A 23,925-nucleotide genomic window follows, 5' to 3' on the forward strand; every position below is an offset into this window, starting at 1 on the left:
CGATTATACTTCTCAACCCTTCTACCTGAATATATTTTAATTGATATTTAGTATATTAGTTTATCAAACTTCTCAAAATGACCTACAAAAAAACCATCACATTATCTGTATTGTTAAGTACAGTCGTTATGCTAAGCGCATTTATGCCGCAGGCCGACGAAAAGCCTACAAACCTAAAGGTTCTTCCAAAAGACATCAGTCATGATCAGCTTAAAGAAGTTATGGATGGCTTTAAAACAGCCTTAGGGGTAAAATGTAACTTCTGCCACGCTGCAAGAAAAGACGATCCTAAAAAACTAGATTTTGCCAGCGATGAAAAACCTGAAAAAGAAACTGCCAGAGATATGATGCGTATGACGATGAAGATTAACAAAAAATATTTTCACCCAATTGGCAGCAAAGACAAAGATGGAAAAGCACTTTTAGCAATTTCATGCATTACCTGCCATAATGGAAAGGAACATCCGGAAACAAAATAGAATGAATTAATTGTTAATTTTAGAAAGGTTTAAATTTCCTTTACGGCAATAACCTCAATCCAACCAATGTTTCCATTAGGCAACTCTACTTTAATCCAGTTGTCGTCGTTTTGCTTAATGGTAACCTTGGTTCCTTCATGAATCACAAAAAGTGTCTTTGATTTGTCATCAGGACCACTTTTTACATTCACAGTCCCATTAAATACAATAGCCTGACTACTACTATTAAGGTAACGGCTTTGTGTACTTACTATAAAAATGGATAACAGTCCCAGAACAAGTAGAGTTATACCAACGTAGAAAGCCGGTTTCTTAATTGAAATCGAAATGGCAAAAAGGTATACAATCAATAAAGCAAAACCCAGCAATAAAAATACAACCACAGATACAGATAATGCTTGTGCAGAAAAAAACAGAAAGAAAGATTTCCACCACTTCGTCAGAAAAAATTCTGGTACTACTTCTATTTTATCGGCAATCTTTAAGTTAGCAAGCTGAAGATTTAAGCTTATTTCCTGATCACCTGGCGTAATCTTGTATGCTTTTTCGTAGTAAAGAATAGCAGGAGCCATCTCTCCCATTTTATAATAGGTATTACCGAGGTTGAAATATACCTCAGCTGATTTATACCCCTCATTTAGTACCTCCTGATAAAATTGTGCAGCCTCTTTATATTGTGCTTTCGCATACTGATTGTTACCCTTCGCAAACAGAGCGTCCGGATTCCCATTGGCATATAAAAACAAAGGTGATATTACCAGCAGTATAAAACTGTAAAAAAAGTGGTTCAAGCGATTATGCATTGTCTTCTATATCGTTAATAATAGTTTTCGCCTTATCAAATACTTCTTGCTCAGATATACCTGAAATAGGTGCATATCTCGCCATTTCACAAAGGTCTAGCGTTTCCTTCAATTGATCGATTATGGATTCATTAACAGTCCTTAACTTAAGCTGTTCCCTAATATTCTCTTTATTTAAATCCGCGGCAGAGATATTTAATTTATCACTTAAATAGCCATAGAGCCCTCTGTAAACATCCTCATAAAAAACTTTTTTATCTCCGCTGATCAATTGCTTCTGGGCACTGGCCAGATGTTTAGCTGCAATTTTATTGGCATTTCTTCCCTTAACTTTCACAACATCACTGTTATTTTCTCTATACCATTTCCTATACCCAAATGCCGCTAAAAATAAAACCGGACCTGTGCAAAGGAGCACATAATACAAAGCTGAGCCATAAAAACCTTCTCCATCTTTTGTTAAACCAGGGTTTCCAGTTTTAATATAAGCAATGTCTTTTGCCAGCATTTTAACATCCTGCTGCCCGCCTGTTGCATAAGCTGTAACATTTGAACCTGGATCACCTTTTGCAACCTTTATGGGAAATGATCCGGATGTGAGGCTCACATATCTTCCTGTAACCGGATTAAAGTAAGAAAACTTTAATGGCTCAATGGTATAATTCCCTTCGTGTCTTGGAATAAGTAGGAAGCTATATTCTCTGCTACCCGAAACTCCGCCCATGGTCTCTTTAATATCGTCATTTACCTTCGGATCATACTTTTCTATATCCGCTGGAAGGGTCAATTCCGGAGCCTTTAACAACTTTAAATTACCAGATCCAGTAACTTTAAGTGTATAATTTAATGCTTCATTGGCTTTAACTGATGATTTATCTAAGTTAGCCCCAATTGAAAAGTTTCCAACAGCACCATTAAAGCCTTCTGGTTTGCCTGCTTCCGGCAAGGGTTTCACATTAATGGTAATGGGTGTACTTTTAATCTTGTATTTTGTATCCTTATAAGAACCTCCAAAAAACTGCTCAATAGGATCATTTGAAGGTGCAGCTTGCCTTACTACAAAAGTCATTGCCAGGGGATCAAGCGTGAGCTTGCCAAACCGCTCCGGAAAAAGAATAATCTGTTTAAGGGTTGCAACATGATATTTTTCGCCATTATAAGTTTCAATTTCCCACTGTACATTTTGGCTGTTATTTTTGATCTCCTGACTCCAGAAACCATTAAAATCCGGCAATTTATCGAGCGCATTGTCTACCAGATCAATATTGGTGTATAATTTATAAGAAACAGAAAACTGCTCACCGATGTAAACATTGGTTTTATTTGCAACCGCTCTAAGGAATAATCGTTTTGAAATATCTGTACTATTTCCTTCTGCAACCTTGTCTCCCTGAGGTGCCGCATTTCGTTGATTCCCTTGAGGTACGGCCTTGCCCTTTACTACTTTTATTTTAACAGAATTTGATTTAACCTGTTTTCCATTAACAACAACAAGTGCTGGTCCTATAAAATATTCACCTTCTTTAACCCCAACAAGATCATAACTAATAGACATGCTGGCCGTTGTGTTTCCATTAATAGATGAATAACTTGAGGATTGATTTGGCCCCCCAACAACCTGAAAGCCATTAAGGGCTGGGGGGGTAAAAGATTCTATATTGCCATTTACAGAAAAACTAATTTCAAATGCCTCTCCTGTACCCACCACACTTTTACTTACCGTTGCAGTAACTTTTACATCTTGGGCACCAGATTTTATTCCATTGGCAAACAACGCGCTTGTACACAGCAGTAATACCGACAATATATAGTGTTTCATTTTCATTTTAGCGCAAAAATAGTCAGTCTACCAGTCTTTAACAATACGGCCTTTTACGCCCTTTGCTTTTTTATTTTTCAGCTTATCCTGCGTGTTCTTTTCCTCATTCTTTAAAGCTTCAAGCATTCGTTCCGCATCTTCTTTCGATAATTTATCAGGTTGTGGCTGTTGCCCATCTTTCTGATCCTTTTTATCCTGATCCTGCTTGTCTTTGTCCTTGTTCTGCTGATCTTTATTTTGCTGATCCTTATTATCCTTATTTTGATCTTTGTTTTGGTCTTTCTTATCCTGATCCTTTTTATCCTGATCCTGCTTATTTTTATCCTTGTTTTTATCCTTATTCTGTTGTTGCTGCTGTTGTTTCAACTTTTCCTGAGCATAAGCGAGATTATACCTTGTCTCATCATCTTTAGGATTATTGATCAATGATTTTTTATAGGCTTCGATACTTTCTTCCAGCTTTTTAGACTCTAATAGTGAATTGCCGAGATTATGATATGCCTTGGCCTTAACTGCTTTATTCTCAGATGAGGATGCAATATCTGTAAACTTCTGAGCGGCATTATCAAATTTCTTCTGCTTATACAAAGCATCACCAAGATTAAAGTTTCCCTCTACAGAAGCCTTCGATTTATCTACCGATTCCCTGTAACTTGCCTCGGCCTCAGCATATTTCTTTTCCTGATACAGCTGATTCCCCTTATGGATATACTTCTTCTCTTTCTGAGCAAAAAGCAAAGTGCCTTGTAATAATATAAATATGATGATGATAAACTGCTTCATTATTTTCTTACTTCAAACAAATTCAACTCACTTAATTTCAGGTTCTTCTTACTTGAGATAAAGAATTCTATAACCAATAGTATTAAAGAAAATCCAAGGAAAAACTGGAACCTGTCTTCATAATTCTTAAACACTTTACTGTCAAATGTCTTTTGCTCCATTTTACTGATCTGATTCATCACAATTCCCAATCCACTATTGGCATTCGAGGCCCTTACATAAACACCGTTACCAGCTTCAGAAATCTCCTTACACATTTGCTCATTTAGCTTGGTGATAACCGTCTGCCCCTTCTCATCTTTTCTAAAACCTGTAGGATTACCATTCTGATAAATCGGAACCGGAGCACCTTCTACAGAACCGAGGCCAATAACATGGATCGCAACATTTTTTTCGGTTGCTCTTTTTGCAGAGGCAATAGCATCATCCTCAAAATTCTCTCCATCGGTCATCAATACCATTGCTTTACTTGTTCCATTTACAAAATCAAAAGATTTCATACCCATATCAATTGCAGCACCAATTGCAGTTCCCTGTGTTGGAACGATATCTGTACTAATGTTATTCAGGAATAACTTAGCAGCAGAATAGTCAGTTGTTATGGGCAACTGAACATAGGCCTCTCCTGCAAAAATGACAATCCCTATCCTGTCGTTATGCAGGTTATCAATCAATTGTGATATCGCTCTTTTCGCATTTTCAAGTCGGTTCGGAGAAAGATCTCCTGCAAGCATACTATTGGAAACATCAAGCAGGATCATTAAATCAGCGCCGCTCTTTTTACCCTCTTCCACCTTAGTTCCAATCTGCGGATTGGCAGCACCAATAACTAAAGATGCAAAAGCAACGGTAAAAAAGATAAACTTTAATCCCGGTCTGGTAAAAGAAACCTCGGGGATCATTTTCCTGACTGTAGCTTTATCACCAAGACTGGCCAGCGCCTTTCTTTTCCACCGGCGAACCAGAAAAAAAATCAGGATAAACAATGGAATGGCAGCTAGCCCCCATAAAAACGCTATGTGTTCAAAACGTAACATATATTAAGTTAAAGCTCCTTTAAACAATGTATTTCTTAATCCAAATTCAACCAGCAAAAGAGCCAGCGCAATCAATGCAAAAGGCAGAAAACGCTCTGTTTTCTTATGATACTGGGTAACAGCGATCTTTGCTTTTTCCAATTGATCAATTTGCTGATAAATCTCTTTTAGCTTATCGTTATTTGTAGCACGGAAGTATTTACCCCCGGTAATTTTTGCGATACTGGAAAGCGTTCCTTCATCAATGGTTACAGGAACTTGCTGATACTGTATACCAAAAGGTGTTTTTACCGGATAAGGTGCATATCCTTTAGTACCCACCCCAACTGTATAAACCCGCACGTTCATTTGTTTGGCAATTTCTGCAGCAGTTACCGGAGGTATTGAACCACCCGTGTTAGAGCCATCCGTAAGCAAAATAACCACCTTACTTTTTGCCTCGCTATCTTTTAAGCGATTAACAGCTGTTGCAAGGCCCATTCCTATCGCTGTACCATCTTCAATCATTCCATTATTAATTCCTTTAAATAAGTTAATTAATACATCATGGTCAATGGTTAGCGGGCATTGCGTAAAACTTTCGCCACTAAATACCACAAGACCAATCCGGTCATCCGGCCTGTCTTTTATAAAGTCTATTGCAATATTCTTTCCCGCCTCCAGCCTGTTTGGCTTTAAATCTTCAGAAAGCATACTTCCTGAAATATCGGTAGCAATAACAATATCTATTCCCTCTGTTGTTGTATTTTGCCAGCTTAATGCACTTTGGGGTCTGGCCAATCCTATAATTATTGCAATAAGGGCTAATGATTTCAATGCGATGCTATAATGCCTTAAAACACCATAGCCGCTTTTCTTAACACCCATAAAGGCCTTAACAGATGATATGCGCATTGTACCCTGAAGCTTCTTATTGCGCCAGATGTACCAGGCAATCATTAAAGGTACTAGCAGTAATAACCAGAAAAACCCTGGGTTAGCAAATTCGATTCCACTAAACAGTTTCATTTTGCGCTTTATTATCGGGTAATTGATTAATCTCTTTAGTGTTGGTTACAAAACTGATTGCATTCTCGATACTTTGCTCGTTTTCTGCGTTTAAAGGTATCCCTTTAGCAAACTTTACAAGATCGGCCAGCATTAATATCTGACGCAATTTGCCTCTGTTTTGATCCGTAATTTCCATATGTCTTAAACCTGCAAAAATCTCTTCAGAGGTTTGCTCAAGTGCCTTAACATGATAGCGTTTTTCCAGATACTCTCTCAGTATATCAGTAAGTTCAATATGGTATTGTTTAACCTCATCCTGCTGCCATAATTTTTTATCTCTTAAAACGGCAAGTTTATTTAATGCGGTTACATCTGCAGGTACCAATGGCTTAATCTCCACCTTAACCGGTTTGTTCTTCCTTTTCTGCCATAGGTAATAGATCACGCCTGCAGTCAGTAAAATTATCAGGAACGACAATACTACCCATTGCCAATGATCCCTTAACCAATCTAAAAAGGAATATTTTACGGCAAGGGGCTGCTTAATATCATAAATAGCCTTTGTAGTATCAACAGCAACAGCAGTAACCTGTAAGGGCAAAGGATCTGTTTTAAAACTTTGCGCGTTTACCTGGAATAAGAAAGCAGGAATGGCCTGCAATCCTGCGTCAAAAGAAGTGATTGTATATTGGCGACTAATTGTAATTACTTTAGGATTAGTCTTATCAGCTATAGTATCTGTTTTTCCTACCTCTACAATCTGTATTTTAGATGAAATGGTATCTGCCAATGCAGGAAAACTGATTTTCTCATTTATGGGCAACTGGGCACTTAAGCGTAAAATTGTTTGGTCTCCCAAAACAATGGTCGACTTATCTAGTTTAGCCTCTACCTTTATATCCTGAGCATTACTTTTATAAGTAAAGCAAGCCAGGCATAGTATTAAACACCAGCTAAAATTAAAATATTGCTTCATATCCCTACCTTCTGGCTTCGCGTTTTTTAAATAATGTCATTAATGGTTTAATATATGACTGATGGGTTCCAATTTTCGTAAAATCTACTCCTGATCTCTTAAAAAGATCTTCTAATTTCCCATTTCTCTCTAATGCTGCTACTTTATAAGCCTGTCTAACACGTTTATCTCCAGTATTTACCCACTCATACTCACCGGTTTCTTCATCCCTAACAGGGATAAGTCCTAGATTCGGAAATTCTTCCTCGTGTAAGTCATATAACCTAAGTGCGATAAGATCGTGTTTTCTGTTGGCTATTTTAAGCTCATTCTCAAAAGAATTACTCATAAAATCAGAGATCAGAAAGGAAGTGCATCTTTTGTTAATAGCGCTGGTAAAGTATCTTAAAGCTTCAGCTACATTTGTGCCTCTGTTCTGAGGTTTAAAATCAATCAGTTCCCTGATGATCATCAAAATATGACTTCTTCCCTTTTTAGGGGGGATGAACTTTTCTACCTTATCGCTAAAAAACAATACACCTACCTTATCATTGTTCTGTATAGCAGAAAATGCCAGTACAGCACATACCTCGGTGGCCAATTCCTGTTTTTGCTGAGTCTGCGTTCCGAAATTTTTAGACCCGCTAACATCAACAAGCAACATCACTGTCATTTCCCTTTCTTCATCAAACACCTTTACATAAGGATGGTTAAATCGGGCAGTAACATTCCAGTCGATGGTACGAATCTCGTCACCCATCTGGTATTCCCTGACTTCACTAAAGGCCATACCCCGACCTTTAAATGCGGATTGATATTCTCCCGAGAAGATCTGATTACTTAACCCACGGGTTTTAATTTCAATCTTTCTTACTTTTTTTAAGAGATCTTTGGTATCCATAAGCTATGGTACTTCTACTGCATTCAATATTCCTGTAATGATAGTTTCTGTATTAATATCTTCCGCCTCAGCCTCATAGGTTAAACCTATTCTATGTCTTAAAACATCATGGCAAACAGCTCTTACATCTTCAGGAATCACATATCCCCTCCTTTTTATAAAAGCATAGGCTTTTGAAGCTAAAGCAAGATTTATGCTTGCGCGTGGTGAGGCTCCAAAACTGATCAGGTTTTTATAATCTGCCAGTTTATATTGATCTGGGTAACGGGTAGCAAAAACGATATCAATAATATATTGCTCTATCTTTTCATCCATATACACTTCCCTTACAACCTTTCTTGCTCTGATGATATCATCAGGATGAAGAATAGCCTTAGGTTTTGGCATTCCCTGAGGAGCGATATTTGCTCTCATGATCAACTTTTCATCTTCCTTTTTAGGATAGCCAATCACTACTTTAAGCATAAATCTATCAACCTGTGCCTCTGGCAATGGATAAGTTCCTTCTTGTTCTATTGGGTTCTGGGTTGCTAAAACCAGGAAAGGTTTAGGTAATTCAAAAGTAGTGTCTCCAATAGTCACCTGGCGCTCCTGCATAGCCTCTAATAAAGCACTCTGCACTTTTGCCGGTGCCCTGTTGATCTCATCAGCAAGGATGAAATTAGAGAACAAAGGACCTTTTCTAACAATAAATTCTTCTTTTTTCTGATTATAGATCATAGTACCTACCAAATCGGCTGGCAAAAGATCTGGTGTAAACTGGATTCTGCTGAAGCCTGCATCAATAGTTTTAGATAAGGTATTGATTGCAAGTGTTTTTGCAAGTCCGGGTACGCCCTCTAACAAAATATGTCCGTCTGCAAGCAGACCGATCATTAAGCGCTCTACCATATATCTTTGGCCAACAATCACTTTATCCATCTCTATAAAAAGCAGATCGATAAATGCGCTTTCCTTTTGTATCATTTCGTTCAGCGCACGGATATCAGTGCCATACGCCAAGCTTTCAGTGGTATTATTTACTTCTTCCATTTAGACCATTTATTTTCGCTGCGAAAATTAGACAAACCTTAACCCTTTCGCAAGCCCCTAGACACCTGTTTATTGTTAAAATATGTTAAAACTCGCATTTAGTCTCCTTATTTTAGTTTATAGGCACTGTAGCGTTTCAGTATCTTATCCCGTTTGTATTGTGCACGCTAGTTAGATTTCGGGGATAGATCCTAGGACCTATCTCCGATTCTTTTTTATATTTACCGAAAAAAATATCATATGCTAGCTCATCACGTTTTATTCTGGCTTAAAGCCGACACTACCGAAGAACAAAAAGTTGCTTTCAGAAAAAGCCTAGAAACACTTAAGGATGTTGAATCTGTTAAAACACTACACATCGGCACACCTGCACCTATTGAACGCGCAGTTGTTGATATTACTTATACCTTTTCACTTAGCATCTTATTTGAGGATCTTGCCGGACACGATGTTTATCAGGTACACCACTTGCACACTGCCTTTCTAGATGAATTCCGTAGTCTTTTTGAAAAAGTAATCATATACGACTCACAGTAATTCAAAGCGCATTCGTTATGCTGAATTATTAATCATTCGTCATTCTAATTTATTTCAGAATCCCGCTCATGCTAGTATTAAATCTGCTTAACGAGATTCTGAAATAAATTACGAGTGAATGACGAGTGTATTATCTCACTTCAACACCAATCATGTTGCTGTTTCTTCCTCCTAAAAAAGGCTCTGTTCTTATAGACAAGATCATTTTATACTTCCCAGCCTGAACTGGCGTTTTTATCTCTCCCTCTATTTCTACAGACGCTCCCGCTCCAATGTGAACATGCTCCAGATCCGTTACAACAGGTTTAAACTCACTTAGCGAATCATCCTTTTTAAACCCGTATTCCAGGTAACATTTCCAGGTTTCCCCAGTATTGCCCAATGAAATAGGCTCATTGTAAGGATTAGTTATTTTCAATTTCAAAGTCTTAACCTCTCCGCGCTTCCAATCTCCTGGAACTACAAGCGGATTCACAGATACCTTCTGATACATCCTTACCTTATCTATCCATGATCCATAAAACACGCCTTTGCTTGTGTTAATAGTATCTTGTTTAACCTGGTCGCCATGGCTATCCGGTATCACAAAATAAACCCTCTTGTTTCTAAGGCTGTCTTCCAAAGGCCATATATCGTACTGGTTTTTCCTGTAATATCTTGAATCATAGCTAAAGCCTTTTGTGCTTCGGTTATAATAATTATATCTCGATGGGGTTTGAAATGAGTTATAAAATATCACAGGATAATCACCCGCCTTTTTATGGATTTGTTTAGCCCATTTCTCCGTTCCAAAATAATACGCAACAACATTTACCTTCATTAAAGCCTCTATCGGGATGATCAGTATCAGCCGCACCAAAACAATTAATGCAATATTAACGATAGCAAGTTTCTCAAACCATTTAGGCACAGGCTTTCTGGCTATAGCAATATAAGCCAGAATAAACAGGCATAACATTGCAGGTAATGTCCAGTGTGCCTCAACTCTTCCCTTTAGTGTACTAAACAAAAAGAATATAAATATCCCGTAAAAATTAAATTTAACTGCCCTAAGAAAGGTATCTGAGGATTTCAAACCCACTGCCGATTTATATAAAAACCAACCAACAAGCGGGCCGGCAAGTGCAAGCTGTGCAAGGAAGTATTCTGAAGTAAAGTTGAACTTATAAATAGCCGCAGAACGATCTATAACATGATAATAAAACGACGGGTAATTATTATGAACCTGCCACAATATGTGCGGCAGATAAGCAACTATAGATATGACTACAATAAGCCAAAAAGATGGCCTTTTTAATAATTTAAGATTAGATAATATGGTAAAAAACAAGACCAGTATCCCATGGTACTTACTGTAAAGTAAGCAGGCTATAACCAAGGCCAATAGTAAGGCCCACTTAATCTTATTTTCAGCTTCGTAACGTTGATACACATAAAGGAACAATACCGTAAAAAAGAACAAAGGGGAATCTGGTGTAGTGATAAACCCATAAACATGGAATAGCACTATTGCTGAAAACAGCAAAATAAAAAGCTTTATATTTTGGACATAACGACCTACAATTTGCCACAGCAAATAAGCAGAGAGCGTGCTTGTAATAACCGTTAACATCCTCAATCCAAAGGTAGAAGGCAACAGCGCATCGCCTATTTTAATAAACAGCGCAACCATTGGCGGATGGTCAAAATACCCCCAGTCTAAAAACCTGGAATAAACCCAGTAATAAGCCTCATCAGCATGAACCTCTACAAAACCTGCCTGAATGATATTAAGTACAGTCCATACCCCCAGAAATATAAACAATATCTGTCCAGAACTTTTTTTTGTTTGCAGCATTAGCAGTAGGGTTTATCCGGTAAATGTGTAAAGATAGTTCGCAAAGAAGTTCCACAATGAAACCAATACTATTGCACAGGCTTTGGCAACATAAAAATTCCATTTCAACTTATCGTTTAGCAAGTAAATAATTATATTACTAATCGCCAATCCCACTAATGAAATCACAAAGAACTTCCCAAACTGAATAATGCTTGCAGGATTATGATTATCAAAAGTCCAGTACCGGTTAAGTGTATAGTTTGATCCTGTTGCTACTATAAAACCCAATGAATTGGATATATACTTATGGATCTTTAGTTTTTCTTTACAGAGATAAGTAATACCAAAATCAACAATAAGACCTGAGAAACCTACCAACCCGAATTTTAAAAACTTGAAAAAGAAAGCACTATTAAATTCAATGGCCGCTATTGGTGTCATGTTGTTACTTTTTGCAGAAACAAACATAATAATCTGTAATGAAAAGCCTGTAATAAATGGTTAATTAAGGTTAAATTTATCATTATTGATCTTTACAACATTCGATGTAAAAACAATTCCAACTATTAAAATACCAATAAGAATAGCCAATGCAACCTGTAAGGTCGAGTACAGTTTACTACCCGAAACCATAAATGCTGAATCTTTAATTAGTTCCTCTCCAACCTGGGTCTGGATTCGCATTAACTCAGATAATTTTTGAATTGTGCCTTTTGACGAAGCCCTTCCCTCTTGCGAATAAAGTTTCCTGGCACTTGAAATATCTCTTTTATCAGCAAATGTCATAATTTGATCTTCAATCTTCCCGGTACTTTCAAGACCATCTTTTAAAACAATCAGCTTTTCCTTTTCCTGCTTAACCAGAAAAGTTTTCTCATACTTTTTAATCAAAGAATCTATAGCCTTGTTATACGAAGCAAGCTGTTCTTTAAAGACAGCTGCATTAAAAGATTGCTCATAAGTATTCAAAAAATCTTCAATCATAGATTTCTTTGCGTAAGCATTCTCGGCAACATAAAATAAGTCTGTAGCTGGAATAAGACGGTCGTTATACATAGAAACAAATGACTCATTCATGCTTTTTACACTTTTATCTTCCAGAAACCTGATCAGGATGGTACAAGCCATTATACAGAATAACAGCATTGCAATTTTCATTTTTTGTTTAATAGAGTAAGCAAATCTCATATCAGTAGGTTCAGGTTAGCATCTAAAATTGCTCTTCAGCAGGAGAAGAGAATAGGTTTTGTGCAAAATTTACTAAAAATAATTCTTTTTTCGCTCTTGTTACCCCAGTATAAAGCCATCTTAAAAAATCCATATCGATCATCTCTTCAGTTAAATAACCCTGATCTACAAACACAGCATCCCATTGCCCACCCTGAGCTTTATGGCAGGTTACCGCATAAGCGAATTTAATTTGTAGTGCATTATAATATGGATCTTCTTTAATTTTATTTAAACGGTCTCTTTTGTTGCTTATATGATCATAATCAAGGTTAAGACCTTCAAAAAGCTTATTGCTTTGTTCATAAGAAAGGTTTGGTGTTTCTGCAGTCAGCGTATCCAATATAACTTTGCAGGTAACCTCCCCTGCTTCCGGAAAATCAAGAAATTCCAACTGAACTTCGCAAAACCGGAAACCATAGCGCTCCTCAATACCTCTTACCCTGCGTATCCTGGCCATGTCTCCGTTTGCAATAAAAGCGGCCGACTCATTCTCCGGTAACCAGAAATAGTTATTCCGAACTACCATGATCTGATCCCCTCCTGTCAGCTCTTCTTCACGGTACAATAGTCTGGCTCTGATCTGCTGATTATAAACATTCGCAGACTTATTAGATCTGCAAACTACAAGTGAATTCTCTATCCCGAACTTGTTATAGGCATATTCCAATCCTTCAACCAGTTTTACGCCTGTCATTCTAAAAATATCTTTATAGTTTTTAGTAATGAACTTTGGCAGCTCAACCTTTTCTGTTTCACTATCATCATTAATCAGTTGTCTGAGCATGGTAGCATTGGCCAATATCCCTGATTTCTTTTCTTGGCGCACAACCTCTTTTAGCTCCACAGCAGTTACCCCCATTCCAAAATTTGAAGCAATGTATTCTTTATTTAATGCCGGACTATCCAGACTTCCAACCGGTGGCAACTGGGCAGTATCGCCCACAAAAACAACTGCACAATTTTTTCCGTTATACACAAACTCCATCAGGTCTTTTAAAAATGAGGAGCCTGTTTGTGTATTCCATTCGTCTGCAATCATAGAAGCCTCATCAATGATAAATAAGGTATGCTCTGCCAGGTTTGGGGCCAGCTGGAATGACATATCAGTAGATACTGCGGTTCTTTTTCTATAGATCTTTTTATGGATGGTTAATGCTTTTCTGCCAGTATAGTTGCTCATAACCTTTGCAGCTCTTCCCGTTGGAGCCAACAAAACGGCGCGTAAAGTAAACTTAGGTAAAGCCTTTACCAGTGCGGCTACTGATGTAGTTTTACCTGTACCCGCATACCCTCTTAGTATGAAACACTGACCATCTAATTGACGTGACAAAAAAGAAGCCATTTCACTGCAAAAAGTAAACTGTTCTGCAGTAGGAGTAAATTGATAAGACTGGGCTATTAGGGTCGCTTTATCCATTTAACAAATATGCAATGGTGATGTTATAGAAAAAAGGATTAATTTTGTTCATATGAACAGCAAAAATAGCATATTATTAGTTGATCCGGAGTTTGACCCGAATACAGCGGCAAACTGCAACCTGTTAATAAAAATTACTACCGATAGTTTTTCGTATGCCATTATAGACAAGAGCAACAATCAGTTAAAGGCAGTTTACGACCAGCAGGAATATCAGAATGTAAGCAAGGCGCTTTCCGAAAAACTAAGAACAGACAGCTATTTAAGTTTACCATTTAAAGAAATTAAGGCTTCGGTACATACTGAAAATTCAATAGCCATACCAAACGACCTGTTCAATGAGCAGAATTTAAACGACTACGCAAAATTCTTTACAGAAGAACAATCTAATAATCTTTATACCCAACCTTTTGCCAATTTTGGTTTCACATCCATCTTTACACTAAATAAGTTTATAGAAGAAACCTTAAATGTTTCACTGTCAAACTGCAGACTATTTGATCATGCAGCACCTGTTTTAGCACTTTCCAAAGACAATGAAAAGCTGAGCCTGATACTTGATTTTACTGTTGGTTCATTTAATGTAATATATACCGATGGTGGTAAACTGATATTCCAAAACTACTTTCAAATCGAAAACGCTGAGGAATTTAACTACTACCTGCTTTTCATTATCAATCAGCTTAATATAGACACCTCAAAAACTGACATCTACCTTAGTGGAATCATCAACGACGGAGATAGTCAATACAAATGCATTGAAAAGTATTTCAAAACCATCAATTTCATCCCGACAACCGGTAATGAAGTTGACAACAAAATTTTAGATGACATGCCTGCTCATTATTACAGCAGTCTATTAGCCCTTGATCAATGCGGATAATTGGTGGAAAATTAAAGGGTATTCGCTTTAATGCACCCGAAAGCTTGCCGGTAAGGCCAACAACAGATATGGCCAAAGAGGCTCTTTTCAATATCCTTTATAACACTTATGATTTTGATAGCTGTACCGTTCTTGATCTATTTTGTGGAACAGGAAACATCAGCTTTGAATTTGCATCAAGAGGCATTAAACAGGTTACAGCGGTTGATAAACACTCTGGCTGCATTTACTGGGTAAAATCTGTTATAGACAAATATCAGCTAAATGAAATTGATGTGCAAAAAGCCGATGTATTTAAGTTTCTGCAAAGTCACACTAAATCCTATCAGATCATTTTTGCCGATCCACCTTATGATTTGTCAACCATTCCATTAATTCCGGAACTGGTAATGAAAAATAACCTGTTAACAGATAATGGTTTGCTTATAGTAGAACATCCATCGCTATTAAAATTAAACAATCAGCCAGGTTACACCGAAACCAGAAGATACGGCAACTCTTCATTTAGTTTTTTTGAAAAGCCCTCCAATTAGTATATTTAACCATGAAGATTGCATTATTTCCTGGCTCATTTGACCCGATTACCATAGCTCACGTAGATATTTTAAAGCGCGCTTTACCTTTATTTGATAAAATTGTAGTGGGTATTGGCTTAAACAGCTCCAAACAAGGATTCCTCTCGGCCGATAAACGCGAAGAAATTGTAAGAAAGGTTTTTGAACAGGAGCCAAAAGTAGAAGTAGAACTATACGAAGGACTTACAGTTGATTTCTGCAGACTCATCAATGCTCAATACATGGTTAGAGGTGTACGTTCGGTTTCTGATTTTGAATACGAGAAAGCAATTGCGCAGATCAATCAGACGATGATGCCCGAGGTAGAAACCATAATTATTCTGAGCAAGCCAGAATATTCGGCTATAAGTTCAACCATTGTGCGCGATATTCTGCGCAACAACGGTGATGTAAGTAAGTTTTTACCGCCACAAGCTATATCTTTTTTATAGCATGTAAAGCTGGTTTTACTACAATATTATCTTCTAAAAGGCCCCCAACTTCCATTACCTGAACAATTGAAGGGTAGGTATTCTTTAATACCTGATTAAGCTCCAGTTTGCTTAGCCAGCTCGCTTTAGTTATTCCTTCTTCTTTTTGAGGGATCAGTTTAGGCTCTCCCTTTACTGTCATGCTGTACCAGTTGGTTTTCTTAAGCACCAATTTACTCCCAAGCGTATAAACATGATAAGTTTTACATAGCTTTTCATCGTTGGTTAAAATCTTTACCCCACACTCCTCTTCAACCTCACGAAGGGCGGCTTCCTTCATTTTCTCATCTTTTTCTACCTTACCTTTGGGCAAATCCCACTTCTTATTTCTAAAAATAAAGAGATAATTGCCTTTCACATTTTTCACTAAACCACCAGCAGCTTTTATAAGTTCACAGCTTTTTTTAATCTTTTTGAATAATTGTTTAGGATCCGGATCAAGTAGAATGTAGTCTTTTCCAGATACCTTTTCTAAATTCTTATAGAAGAGTTCAAAATCAAAATCCTGCTTATCAAGCTGTTGAACTTTCTTTATCTGTTTAGGCATCAAGTCCGCAATAAACAAAGTATTATCGTTAATATAAATCCTGTAATTCTTCATCAGAAGGTAGTGGTTTTCGTTATCATTTAGTTCTCCGCAGCAATACTATTAAAGCGTTGTTTTTAATCCGGTTATTACCGTAATAAAATCGAGGTTTAAAAATACAGAATTATAACATACGGCTCTTACATTTATAGAAAAAACAAAAAATAAATCTCAGATATTACTGATTCACAGGCGATCACAGAAAAGACTTTCAGCATTGATTTTTATTACGGATATTTGCCAGTTCTAGATTGAATTAAACAAGAGTTTTCAGCATTTTTCTAATAAGCGATAAATAAAAAGTTTATTACGCTTACAAGCAAAACGCCAGAAATTCCGTAATTTTGAGACATGTATAATAAAAGTGATATTGAATTAAAAGTAGCTGAATTTTTATTACAAATAAAAGCAATAAAATTACAACCTAACAACCCGTTTACATGGGCGTCAGGTTGGAAATCTCCTATTTACTGTGACAATAGGATCACACTTTCCCATCCTTCTGTTAGAACTTATATCAGACAAAAGCTTACGCAATTAATACAGGAAGAATATGGTTCTGTAGATTTAATAGCTGGTGTTGCAACTGCTGGTATACCTCAAGGTGCATTGGTTGCTCAAGAACTTGGTTTACCTTTCGCTTATGTTAGATCGAAAGCAAAAGAGCATGGAACCGGAAGTTTAATTGAAGGAGAAATAGTTGAAGGACAACGTGTTGTTGTTATAGAAGATTTGATTTCTACAGGAAAGAGCAGTCTTCAGGCTGTTGATGCTTTAAGAAATGCAGGCCTTTCTGTAGCAGGATTAGTTGCAATCTTTACCTATGGTTTTGATCAGGCCGAAGAAAACTTTAAAGAAGCAAAATGTCGTTTCTCTACCCTTTCTAACTATAATACACTAATAGAATATGCTGCTGAGCACAGCTTCATTGCACAAAATGATGTTGATTTGCTTACTAAATGGCGTAGAAACCCTGCCGACTGGGGAAAAGAATTAGAACAATTAACTTAAAATCATAATGACAGTTATTGAAAGCTCCGTAGAGTTAAACCTACCGGTTGAAAAGGTATATACATTTTTGGCTGACATGAACAATCATCAGCAATTAATGCCAGAGAACATTTACAACTGGTCTTCTACAACAGATGACGCTAGCTTTACCATCCAGAACATGGCTAAACTAGCAATCAAGATATCTGATCGCGTAGAAAACAAGGAACTAACTGCTATACCAACAGAAAAACCTCCTTTTGATGTTGAATTAAAATGGACAGTGACTGATAATGGTAACGGCGGAACTGTTGCAAAACATATTATCTCTGCAGATCTTAATATGATGATGAAAATGCTGGCTGTGAAGCCTTTGCAAAACCTTGCTGATCATCAGACACAAAGATTAACAGAGGTATTAAAATAATACATACTTGCACTTGTTGTAAGTAGTATACCCTTAATAATCGTCCGAAAGCTGGCCATATGGCCAGCTTTTTTTATGATGTTTCTTCACACATTCTACACACCTCATTCACACCAAACCCACAAACGGGTACCTTTTTATGAAGAATGTGCGTGTAAAGTGTGAATTATGTGAGGACTTCGTATATGTGTGTTACAATAACTGCATTAATGCTTCTCTTGAAAATCCTTTTAATTCAGCAGTGCGCTCATCACGGATTTTCTGAACCCATCTAGCATCAGCAAGTAATGGTCTGCCTACAGCAACTAAATCAAAGTCTCCTCTATCCATTCTTCTTAGCAATTCTTCTAATGAACTTGGCTCAGAGCTTTCGCCTTTAAATGCGGCAAGGAATTCCCCTGATAAACCAACAGAACCCACAGTGATAGTTGCTTTTCCTGTAATTTTTTTAGCCCAGCCTGCAAAGTTAAGATCAGAACCATCAAATTCAGGCTCCCAGAAACGGCGCTGCGAACAGTGAAAAATATCCACTCCAGCATCAACCAAAGGTTGCAGCCATTGTTCCATTTCCTGTGGTGTTTTAGCCATTTGTAAATTGTAATCAGACGGTTTCCATTGTGATAACCTTAGAATTATCGTAAAATCTTCACCAACCTGTCTTCTCACTTCTTTTACTACTTCTACAGCAAACTTGGTACGCTCATTCAACGTTTTACCTCCATAGCTATCGGTACGATTATTAGTACCTTCCCAGAAAAACTGATCAATTAAATAACCATGAGCACCATGAAGTTCAACACAATCAAAACCTAACCTTTTAGCATCTACCGCTGCACTTCCATAAGCTTTAATTGCTGCTTCAATATCATCCTGAGTCATGGCCACACCATTCGAAAATCCAGGTCTGTTTAAATCAGATGGTCCTTCAAAAGGTGCCGAAGGAACCCATCCTGAATGATGGTTATCCATTATGCCCATATGCCATATTTGCGGCCCCATGCTTCCACCAGAATGGTGAACACTATTGATAACTTCTTTCCATCCTGCTAAAGCTGCATCGCCATAAAAATGTGGAATATTGGCATCATTTGATGATGAAACGCGATCAATAACCGTTCCTTCTGAAAGGATTAAGCCAACCTCTCCGGCTGCCCTTCTCGAATAGTATGCAGCAACATCAGCTGTTGGTACTCCTGCTGGCGAAAATGAACGTGTCATCGGTGCCATCACGATTCTGTTTTTTATATTTAATGATTTCAAACTAAATGGTCTGAACAAAGTTTCTGTACTCATATAATTGTATTTTAATAAATGCTATATTTCTGATTTAATGATATTGCTTAGTGCGGCAAAGGCTTCCTCATTACGCTTGTAATAAGTCCATTGCCCAAGCCTGGTTGATTCCAGCAGTCCTGATTTTTGGAGTATAGATAGGTATTCTGAAACGGTAGACTGGGTTAAACCTGCCTTCTGTTGTATTTGCCCAACACAAACCCCTACCTCATCAAACGCGGCATGCTCCTGTGGTGGAAAATGTTTTTCCGGCTCTTTAAGCCACTGCAAAATCTGCAATCGTGTTTTATTTGATAGTGCTTTAAAAATCTCTAGCTGATCCATAGCACAAAGATATATCGACTTTTCCCGATATTCCTATTAACAAAAAAAGAATGACATTATGCTGATAACTTCATGTTTTTCATTACAAAGAAGAAGCCTATCGAAGCAAGGGTTAGTGCAGCAACCGTACCCCACCATAAAGTTTCGAATCCAAATTGGGCAGCAACTCTTGTACCTACCAGAGGAGAAAATATATGAGCTACAGAAAAGGATAAAGCATTAATACCCATATATGCACCTCTCTTTTTTAATGATGATCTTTGAAGCGTAACCGTTGCCATAAAGGGCATAGCCAGGATCTCTGCCAGGCATATTATAAACATAGAAAGGTAAAGTACCGGAATACCTTTAGCAAGATTCAATACCAGGAATGATACCGCACACAATACTGTACCGGCTACTATTATCGTTCGGGCAGTAAATCTCTTTTCGGCAATATGAACTACCAGCATCTCTAGTGAAAACACAACTAGTCCGCTAAAGGCAAGTATTATTCCTATCTCTGCCTCTGTCATTTTGTAAACATTTCTGTAATACAAAGGGAGTGTACTTAACAACTGTAAAAAACAAATGGCAAAAATGCAGGAAAGTACACTGAAAAGCATAAACGGTACATCCTTATAGGGCGACAAATTGGCTTGGTTTCCCTCTTCTTCTACCAATTCGTCTTTCTTCTTCTCGTTGCCTTTACGATTGCGGAAATAGATGAAAAAAAGTGTGGCCGACAAAAGGGCTGCTATTGCATTACCGTAAAATAAAAACGCATAAGATATGGCAGCTAAAAAACCGCCTAAGGCGGGGCCAATTGAAAACCCAAGGTTCATAGCCATCCTGTTTAGTGAAAATGACCTTATGATATTATCAGGTTTTGAATAGTAAGCAATAGACACAGAGTTGGCAGGTCTGAATGTTTCAGAAACAAGGCTTAAAGTAAAAACACCTACAGCAAGCTTAACCACAGTATCTAACTGCGGAAGAAGAAAAANRMATWGGYASARKWARARKKAAACYAASCAGCTGAACTTTAAAATGCCCGGCCTTATCGGTAAGCCAACCCCCTAAAAAGTTTCCAGAAACAGCTCCCAAACCAAAGCAKYTMARCMYYATAYMGGTATCTTCTAAAGAGAAATGAAGGTGATTGATCATGTAAACTCCTAAAAAGGGAATAACCATTGCTCCACTCCTGTTTATAAGCATAACAAGGGCAAGCATCCATGCCGGAGTAGATAACCCTCGGTAAGCATCTAAGTATAATCGTATAAATTCCTTCATTTAATAGCAGGCAAGCGCTTGTTTTAATATATCGTTCATCGTTTCAATCGGTAAATCCTCATTAGGATCTATCAACATTATTTTCATTTTGGCCCTCTTTTCAATAATCAGATCAGGATGATCGATATGCTTGCTTTCTACAATACCTATATAAGGTTTAAGGTATTTTTTATGAACCCATAAATAACAAAACATTTTTCCTTTATAGTAAAAAAACGGCAGTTTATATTTCCATTCAGGGGTAATGTTTTTATCAAAAGCTAATAGATAATCTTTTAGCGCAAGCAAACAACCTCTTAAAGGCTCTTCTTTTTGCAAATAAAAATCGTCTAGCGGAGTCAGCATTTAGAAAAATGTAGATATTACAAAGGACGGAAAATTAAATCATAAATCTTAGGTTCAGACATTTTTTCATCTTAAGATACTATTTATCAGACAATTATGCAGTGTAAAACAAAAAGTACCGACAAAATTTCCGATTAACAACTAAAAACCAAGATGGCATTTGCTTTGTTTAATTGCTGACATGAACTTCAACAACTTTACTATAAAAGCCCAGGAAGCAATTCAACAGGCTTCTGAAATAGCCCAAGGCAATCAGCAACAGGCTATTGAAACAGCACACCTATTAAAGGGTTTGCTTACTGTTGATGAAAACGTAGTTTCGTACGTTTTAAAAAAATTAAACGTAAATCTTAATGTTCTAACTCAACATTTAGATAGCCAGATAGAGAAATTTCCTAAAGTTAGTGGCAGTAATCCTTATTTAACATCAGGTACTAATTCTGCTTTGCAAAAAGCGCAATCATACCTTAAAGAATTTAAAGATGAATTTGTGTCGGTAGAACATCTTTTGTTAGGTATTCTATCTGTTAACGACAATACATCAAAACTTTTAAAAGATCAGGGTGTAAATGAAAAAGACCTTAAAAAAGCAATTATTGCCTTAAGAGGCGATAGTCATGTTACTGATCAGAATGCCGAAGCAACATACAATGCACTTAATAAATATGCACGTAACCTGAATGAATATGCTGAATCAGGCAAGTTGGATCCGGTTATTGGTAGAGATGAAGAGATCCGGAGGGTAATTCAAATCCTTTCCAGACGTACCAAAAATAATCCGATATTGATTGGTGAACCTGGTGTAGGTAAAACCGCTATTGCAGAGGGTATTGCTTTCAGGATTATTAAAGGCGATGTTCCTACAAACCTGAAAACAAAAACTGTTTACTCGCTTGATATGGGTGCATTAATTGCCGGTGCGAAGTATAAAGGTGAATTCGAAGAACGCCTAAAAGCCGTTGTTAAAGAGGTTACACATAGTGATGGCGACATCATTTTATTCATAGATGAGATCCATACCCTGGTTGGTGCCGGCGGCGGTGAAGGTGCTATGGATGCAGCAAACATCCTTAAGCCTGCGCTTGCCCGTGGGGAGTTACGTGCAATTGGTGCAACTACGTTAGATGAATATCAAAAATATCTAGAAAAGGATAAGGCACTTGAGCGCCGTTTCCAAAAGGTAATGGTTGATGAGCCCGATACCCAGGATGCAATTTCTATTCTTCGTGGATTAAAGGAAAGGTATGAAACTCACCACAAGGTAAGGATTAAAGATGAGGCCATTATTGCGGCAGTAGAATTATCGCAACGTTATATTTCTGATCGGTTTTTACCAGATAAAGCCATCGACTTAATGGACGAAGCTGCTTCCAAATTACGTTTGGAAATGGATAGTGTGCCAGAAGAGGTTGATGAGTTGAACAGAAAGATCATGCAGCTAGAAATAGAGCGTGAGGCGATTAAAAGAGAGAATGACAGTAAAAAAGTTAAAACTCTGGGCGAAGAAATTGCCAATATGTCGGCCGAACGTGACGAGATTAAAGCAAAATGGCAAGGCGAGAAAGATCTGGTCGACAATATTAACAATGAACTGGAACAGATAGAGAATTATAAACTGGAAGCAGATCAGGCAGAGCGTGCAGGCGATTATGGCAAAGTAGCTGAAATCCGTTATGGTAAAATAAAAGAATCGCAGGATAGCGTTGAAAAGTTAAAAGCTCAATTGGAAAGCATGCAAAGCGAAAGCAGAATGCTTAAAGAAGAAGTAACGGCTGATGATATTGCAGGTGTAGTAGGCAGGTGGACCGGTATTCCGGTTACTAAGCTAATTTCAAGCGAACGTGATAAGTTACTGAATCTTGAAAACGAGTTGCATAAACGTGTTGCCGGACAAGACGAGGCTATTGAGGCGATATCTGACGCCATCCGTCGTTCAAGAGCTGGTTTACAGGATAAACGCAAACCAATTGGATCATTCATATTCCTTGGAACAACTGGTGTTGGTAAAACGGAATTAGCCAAAGCATTGGCAGAGTTTCTGTTTAACGACGAAAATGCCATGACCAGGATAGATATGAGTGAATACCAGGAGCGCCATGCAGTTTCACGGTTGATTGGAGCCCCTCCGGGATATGTGGGATATGATGAAGGTGGTCAGCTAACTGAAGCTGTCCGTAGAAAACCTTATTCGGTGGTATTGCTGGATGAGATTGAAAAAGCGCATCCTGATGTATTTAATATATTGCTACAGGTGTTGGACGATGGAAGGTTAACCGACAATAAAGGTCGCGTGGTGAACTTTAAAAACACCATTATTATTATGACTTCCAACATTGGGTCTCATTTAATACAGGATAACTTTAAAGATCTTAATGATGAGAACCGTGATGAGGTGATTGCAAAAACTAAAAGCGAGTTATTTGAGTTGCTAAAACAAACGATAAGGCCGGAGTTTTTGAATCGTATTGATGAGCTGATCATGTTTACACCGCTCAACCGCAACGAACTTAGAGACATTGTTACCTTGCAGTTTAAACATGTACGAGATACGCTCGCTGAAATGGGGATCGAGATAGAGGCAACGCCTGAGGCATTGGATTGGCTTTCGGAATTAGGATATGATCCTCAGTTTGGTGCACGTCCGTTAAAACGAGTAATTCAGAAACGTATATTAAATGAATTGTCAAAAGAGATTCTTGCTGGAAAGATTGATAAAGACAGTAAAATTAAACTGGATATGTTCGACCACAAGTTTGTCTTTTTAAACAACAAATAAGAGGTAAGTTAGAAAACGAATTGTTATTAAAGCGATCGTCATCCTGAGTTTATTTCAGGATCCTGGATTAGAAAGTCAGACTAGCGAGCGCGTGGTCCTGAAATAAATTCACTGTTGTCCGGAAAAAAATATGGGCTAGCTGTTAAGCTAGCCCTTTGTTGATATATTRCTAAGATCGGAAG

25 protein-coding genes are annotated in these 23,925 nt (G+C 37.6%); 8 read left to right on the forward strand and 17 right to left on the reverse strand.

Annotated features, from left to right (window positions below; genetic code table 11):
• The first annotated feature begins 77 nt into the window (after nt 1-77).
• On the forward strand, nt 78-479 hold the full coding sequence (locus N824_RS19045) for a c-type cytochrome (RefSeq protein WP_048906729.1): 402 nt from the start codon (nt 78-80) through the stop codon (nt 477-479).
• Between the two features lie 29 nt (nt 480-508).
• Here N824_RS19045 and N824_RS19050 read toward each other — a convergent pair whose 3' ends face one another.
• Genes N824_RS19050 through N824_RS19085 form a run of 8 tightly spaced genes read right to left on the reverse strand, consistent with a single transcriptional unit; the run spans nt 509 to nt 8,733 of the window.
• A complete protein-coding gene (locus N824_RS19050; RefSeq protein ID WP_235207204.1) occupies nt 509-1,270 on the reverse strand; it encodes a tetratricopeptide repeat protein in 762 nt (253 codons plus the stop codon).
• 4 nt (nt 1,271-1,274) lie between these two features.
• Nucleotides 1,275-3,101: a BatD family protein gene (locus tag N824_RS19055; RefSeq protein WP_235207206.1), complete on the reverse strand. Its 1,827-nt coding sequence runs from the start codon at nt 3,099-3,101 to the stop codon at nt 1,275-1,277.
• A gap of 27 nt (nt 3,102-3,128) precedes the next feature.
• The gene (locus N824_RS19060; RefSeq protein ID WP_048906732.1) at nt 3,129-3,884 is read right to left on the reverse strand and encodes a tetratricopeptide repeat protein; all 756 of its coding nucleotides are present in this window, start codon (nt 3,882-3,884) and stop codon (nt 3,129-3,131) included.
• The gene (locus tag N824_RS19065) at nt 3,884-4,921 is read right to left on the reverse strand and encodes a VWA domain-containing protein (protein WP_048906733.1); all 1,038 of its coding nucleotides are present in this window, start codon (nt 4,919-4,921) and stop codon (nt 3,884-3,886) included. Before N824_RS19065 ends, N824_RS19060 begins: the two co-directional genes overlap by 1 nt.
• 3 nt (nt 4,922-4,924) lie before the next feature.
• On the reverse strand, nt 4,925-5,929 hold the full coding sequence (locus tag N824_RS19070) for a VWA domain-containing protein (RefSeq protein WP_200869908.1): 1,005 nt from the start codon (nt 5,927-5,929) through the stop codon (nt 4,925-4,927).
• On the reverse strand, nt 5,916-6,887 hold the full coding sequence (locus N824_RS19075) for a BatD family protein (RefSeq protein WP_048906734.1): 972 nt from the start codon (nt 6,885-6,887) through the stop codon (nt 5,916-5,918). The genes N824_RS19070 and N824_RS19075 overlap by 14 nt, the downstream gene beginning before the upstream one ends.
• Before the next feature lie 4 nt (nt 6,888-6,891).
• On the reverse strand, nt 6,892-7,767 hold the full coding sequence (locus tag N824_RS19080) for a DUF58 domain-containing protein (protein ID WP_048906735.1): 876 nt from the start codon (nt 7,765-7,767) through the stop codon (nt 6,892-6,894).
• 3 nt (nt 7,768-7,770) lie between these two features.
• Nucleotides 7,771-8,733 carry an AAA family ATPase gene (locus tag N824_RS19085; RefSeq protein ID WP_373419291.1) on the reverse strand — a complete coding sequence of 321 codons (963 nt, stop codon included), beginning with the start codon at nt 8,731-8,733 and terminating at the stop codon, nt 7,771-7,773.
• Between the two features lie 306 nt (nt 8,734-9,039).
• Here N824_RS19085 and N824_RS19090 point away from each other — a divergent pair, with 306 nt between their 5' ends.
• Nucleotides 9,040-9,336, forward strand: coding sequence for a Dabb family protein (locus tag N824_RS19090; protein ID WP_048906736.1), 297 nt, complete (start codon nt 9,040-9,042; stop codon nt 9,334-9,336).
• 130 nt (nt 9,337-9,466) lie between these two features.
• On the opposite strand, the gene N824_RS19095 is transcribed toward N824_RS19090, so the two are convergent.
• From N824_RS19095 to N824_RS19110, 4 genes are read right to left on the reverse strand one after another with little or no spacing between them, the layout of a single operon-like run.
• Nucleotides 9,467-11,173, reverse strand: a complete 1,707-nt coding sequence (locus N824_RS19095; protein WP_048906737.1) for a glycosyltransferase family 39 protein — start codon at nt 11,171-11,173, stop codon at nt 9,467-9,469.
• 12 nt (nt 11,174-11,185) lie between these two features.
• The gene (locus N824_RS19100; protein ID WP_048906778.1) at nt 11,186-11,596 is read right to left on the reverse strand and encodes a GtrA family protein; all 411 of its coding nucleotides are present in this window, start codon (nt 11,594-11,596) and stop codon (nt 11,186-11,188) included.
• Between the two features lie 60 nt (nt 11,597-11,656).
• On the reverse strand, nt 11,657-12,343 hold the full coding sequence (locus tag N824_RS19105; RefSeq protein WP_048906738.1) for an MCP four helix bundle domain-containing protein: 687 nt from the start codon (nt 12,341-12,343) through the stop codon (nt 11,657-11,659).
• A 22-nt stretch (nt 12,344-12,365) separates the two neighbouring features.
• Complete coding sequence (locus N824_RS19110; protein ID WP_048906739.1) at nt 12,366-13,802, reverse strand: ATP-dependent RecD-like DNA helicase; 1,437 nt, start codon at nt 13,800-13,802, stop codon at nt 12,366-12,368.
• Between the two features lie 52 nt (nt 13,803-13,854).
• On the opposite strand from N824_RS19110, the gene N824_RS19115 reads away from it, so the two are divergent.
• From N824_RS19115 to coaD, 3 genes are read left to right on the forward strand one after another with little or no spacing between them, the layout of a single operon-like run.
• Nucleotides 13,855-14,685 (forward strand): DUF3822 family protein, encoded by an 831-nt coding sequence (locus N824_RS19115; protein WP_048906740.1) that lies wholly within the window; start codon nt 13,855-13,857, stop codon nt 14,683-14,685.
• A complete protein-coding gene (locus N824_RS19120; protein ID WP_048906741.1) occupies nt 14,676-15,218 on the forward strand; it encodes an RsmD family RNA methyltransferase in 543 nt (180 codons plus the stop codon). Before N824_RS19115 ends, N824_RS19120 begins: the two co-directional genes overlap by 10 nt.
• 11 nt (nt 15,219-15,229) lie before the next feature.
• Nucleotides 15,230-15,691, forward strand: a complete 462-nt coding sequence (gene coaD, locus N824_RS19125) for a pantetheine-phosphate adenylyltransferase (RefSeq protein WP_048906742.1) — start codon at nt 15,230-15,232, stop codon at nt 15,689-15,691.
• Here the strand turns inward: coaD and N824_RS19130 are convergent.
• Nucleotides 15,675-16,331, reverse strand: coding sequence for an NUDIX hydrolase (locus N824_RS19130; protein ID WP_048906743.1), 657 nt, complete (start codon nt 16,329-16,331; stop codon nt 15,675-15,677). The two genes, coaD and N824_RS19130, sit on opposite strands and share 17 nt — an antisense overlap.
• A gap of 336 nt (nt 16,332-16,667) precedes the next feature.
• Here N824_RS19130 and pyrE point away from each other — a divergent pair, with 336 nt between their 5' ends.
• Both pyrE and N824_RS19140 read left to right on the forward strand, forming a co-directional pair.
• Complete coding sequence (pyrE, locus tag N824_RS19135; RefSeq protein ID WP_048906744.1) at nt 16,668-17,327, forward strand: orotate phosphoribosyltransferase; 660 nt, start codon at nt 16,668-16,670, stop codon at nt 17,325-17,327.
• Between the two features lie 7 nt (nt 17,328-17,334).
• Nucleotides 17,335-17,733: an SRPBCC family protein gene (locus N824_RS19140; RefSeq protein WP_048906745.1), complete on the forward strand. Its 399-nt coding sequence runs from the start codon at nt 17,335-17,337 to the stop codon at nt 17,731-17,733.
• Between the two features lie 192 nt (nt 17,734-17,925).
• Here N824_RS19140 and N824_RS19145 read toward each other — a convergent pair whose 3' ends face one another.
• From N824_RS19145 to N824_RS19160, 4 genes are all read right to left on the reverse strand, one after another.
• Nucleotides 17,926-19,026: an NADH:flavin oxidoreductase gene (locus tag N824_RS19145; protein WP_048906746.1), complete on the reverse strand. Its 1,101-nt coding sequence runs from the start codon at nt 19,024-19,026 to the stop codon at nt 17,926-17,928.
• 21 nt (nt 19,027-19,047) lie between these two features.
• Nucleotides 19,048-19,350, reverse strand: coding sequence for a helix-turn-helix transcriptional regulator (locus tag N824_RS19150; RefSeq protein ID WP_048906747.1), 303 nt, complete (start codon nt 19,348-19,350; stop codon nt 19,048-19,050).
• A gap of 56 nt (nt 19,351-19,406) precedes the next feature.
• Nucleotides 19,407-20,309, reverse strand: coding sequence for an MFS transporter (locus tag N824_RS19155; protein WP_235207211.1), 903 nt, complete (start codon nt 20,307-20,309; stop codon nt 19,407-19,409).
• A gap of 313 nt (nt 20,310-20,622) precedes the next feature.
• On the reverse strand, nt 20,623-20,967 hold the full coding sequence (locus N824_RS19160; protein ID WP_048906748.1) for a DUF1801 domain-containing protein: 345 nt from the start codon (nt 20,965-20,967) through the stop codon (nt 20,623-20,625).
• A 181-nt stretch (nt 20,968-21,148) separates the two neighbouring features.
• Between N824_RS19160 and clpB the strand changes: the two genes are divergently transcribed.
• Nucleotides 21,149-23,743, forward strand: a complete 2,595-nt coding sequence (clpB, locus tag N824_RS19165) for an ATP-dependent chaperone ClpB (protein WP_048906749.1) — start codon at nt 21,149-21,151, stop codon at nt 23,741-23,743.
• The last annotated feature ends 182 nt before the right edge of the window (nt 23,744-23,925 follow it).

Source organism: Pedobacter sp. V48 (assembly GCF_000523515.1).
Classification (GTDB): Bacteria; Bacteroidota; Bacteroidia; order Sphingobacteriales; family Sphingobacteriaceae; genus Pedobacter.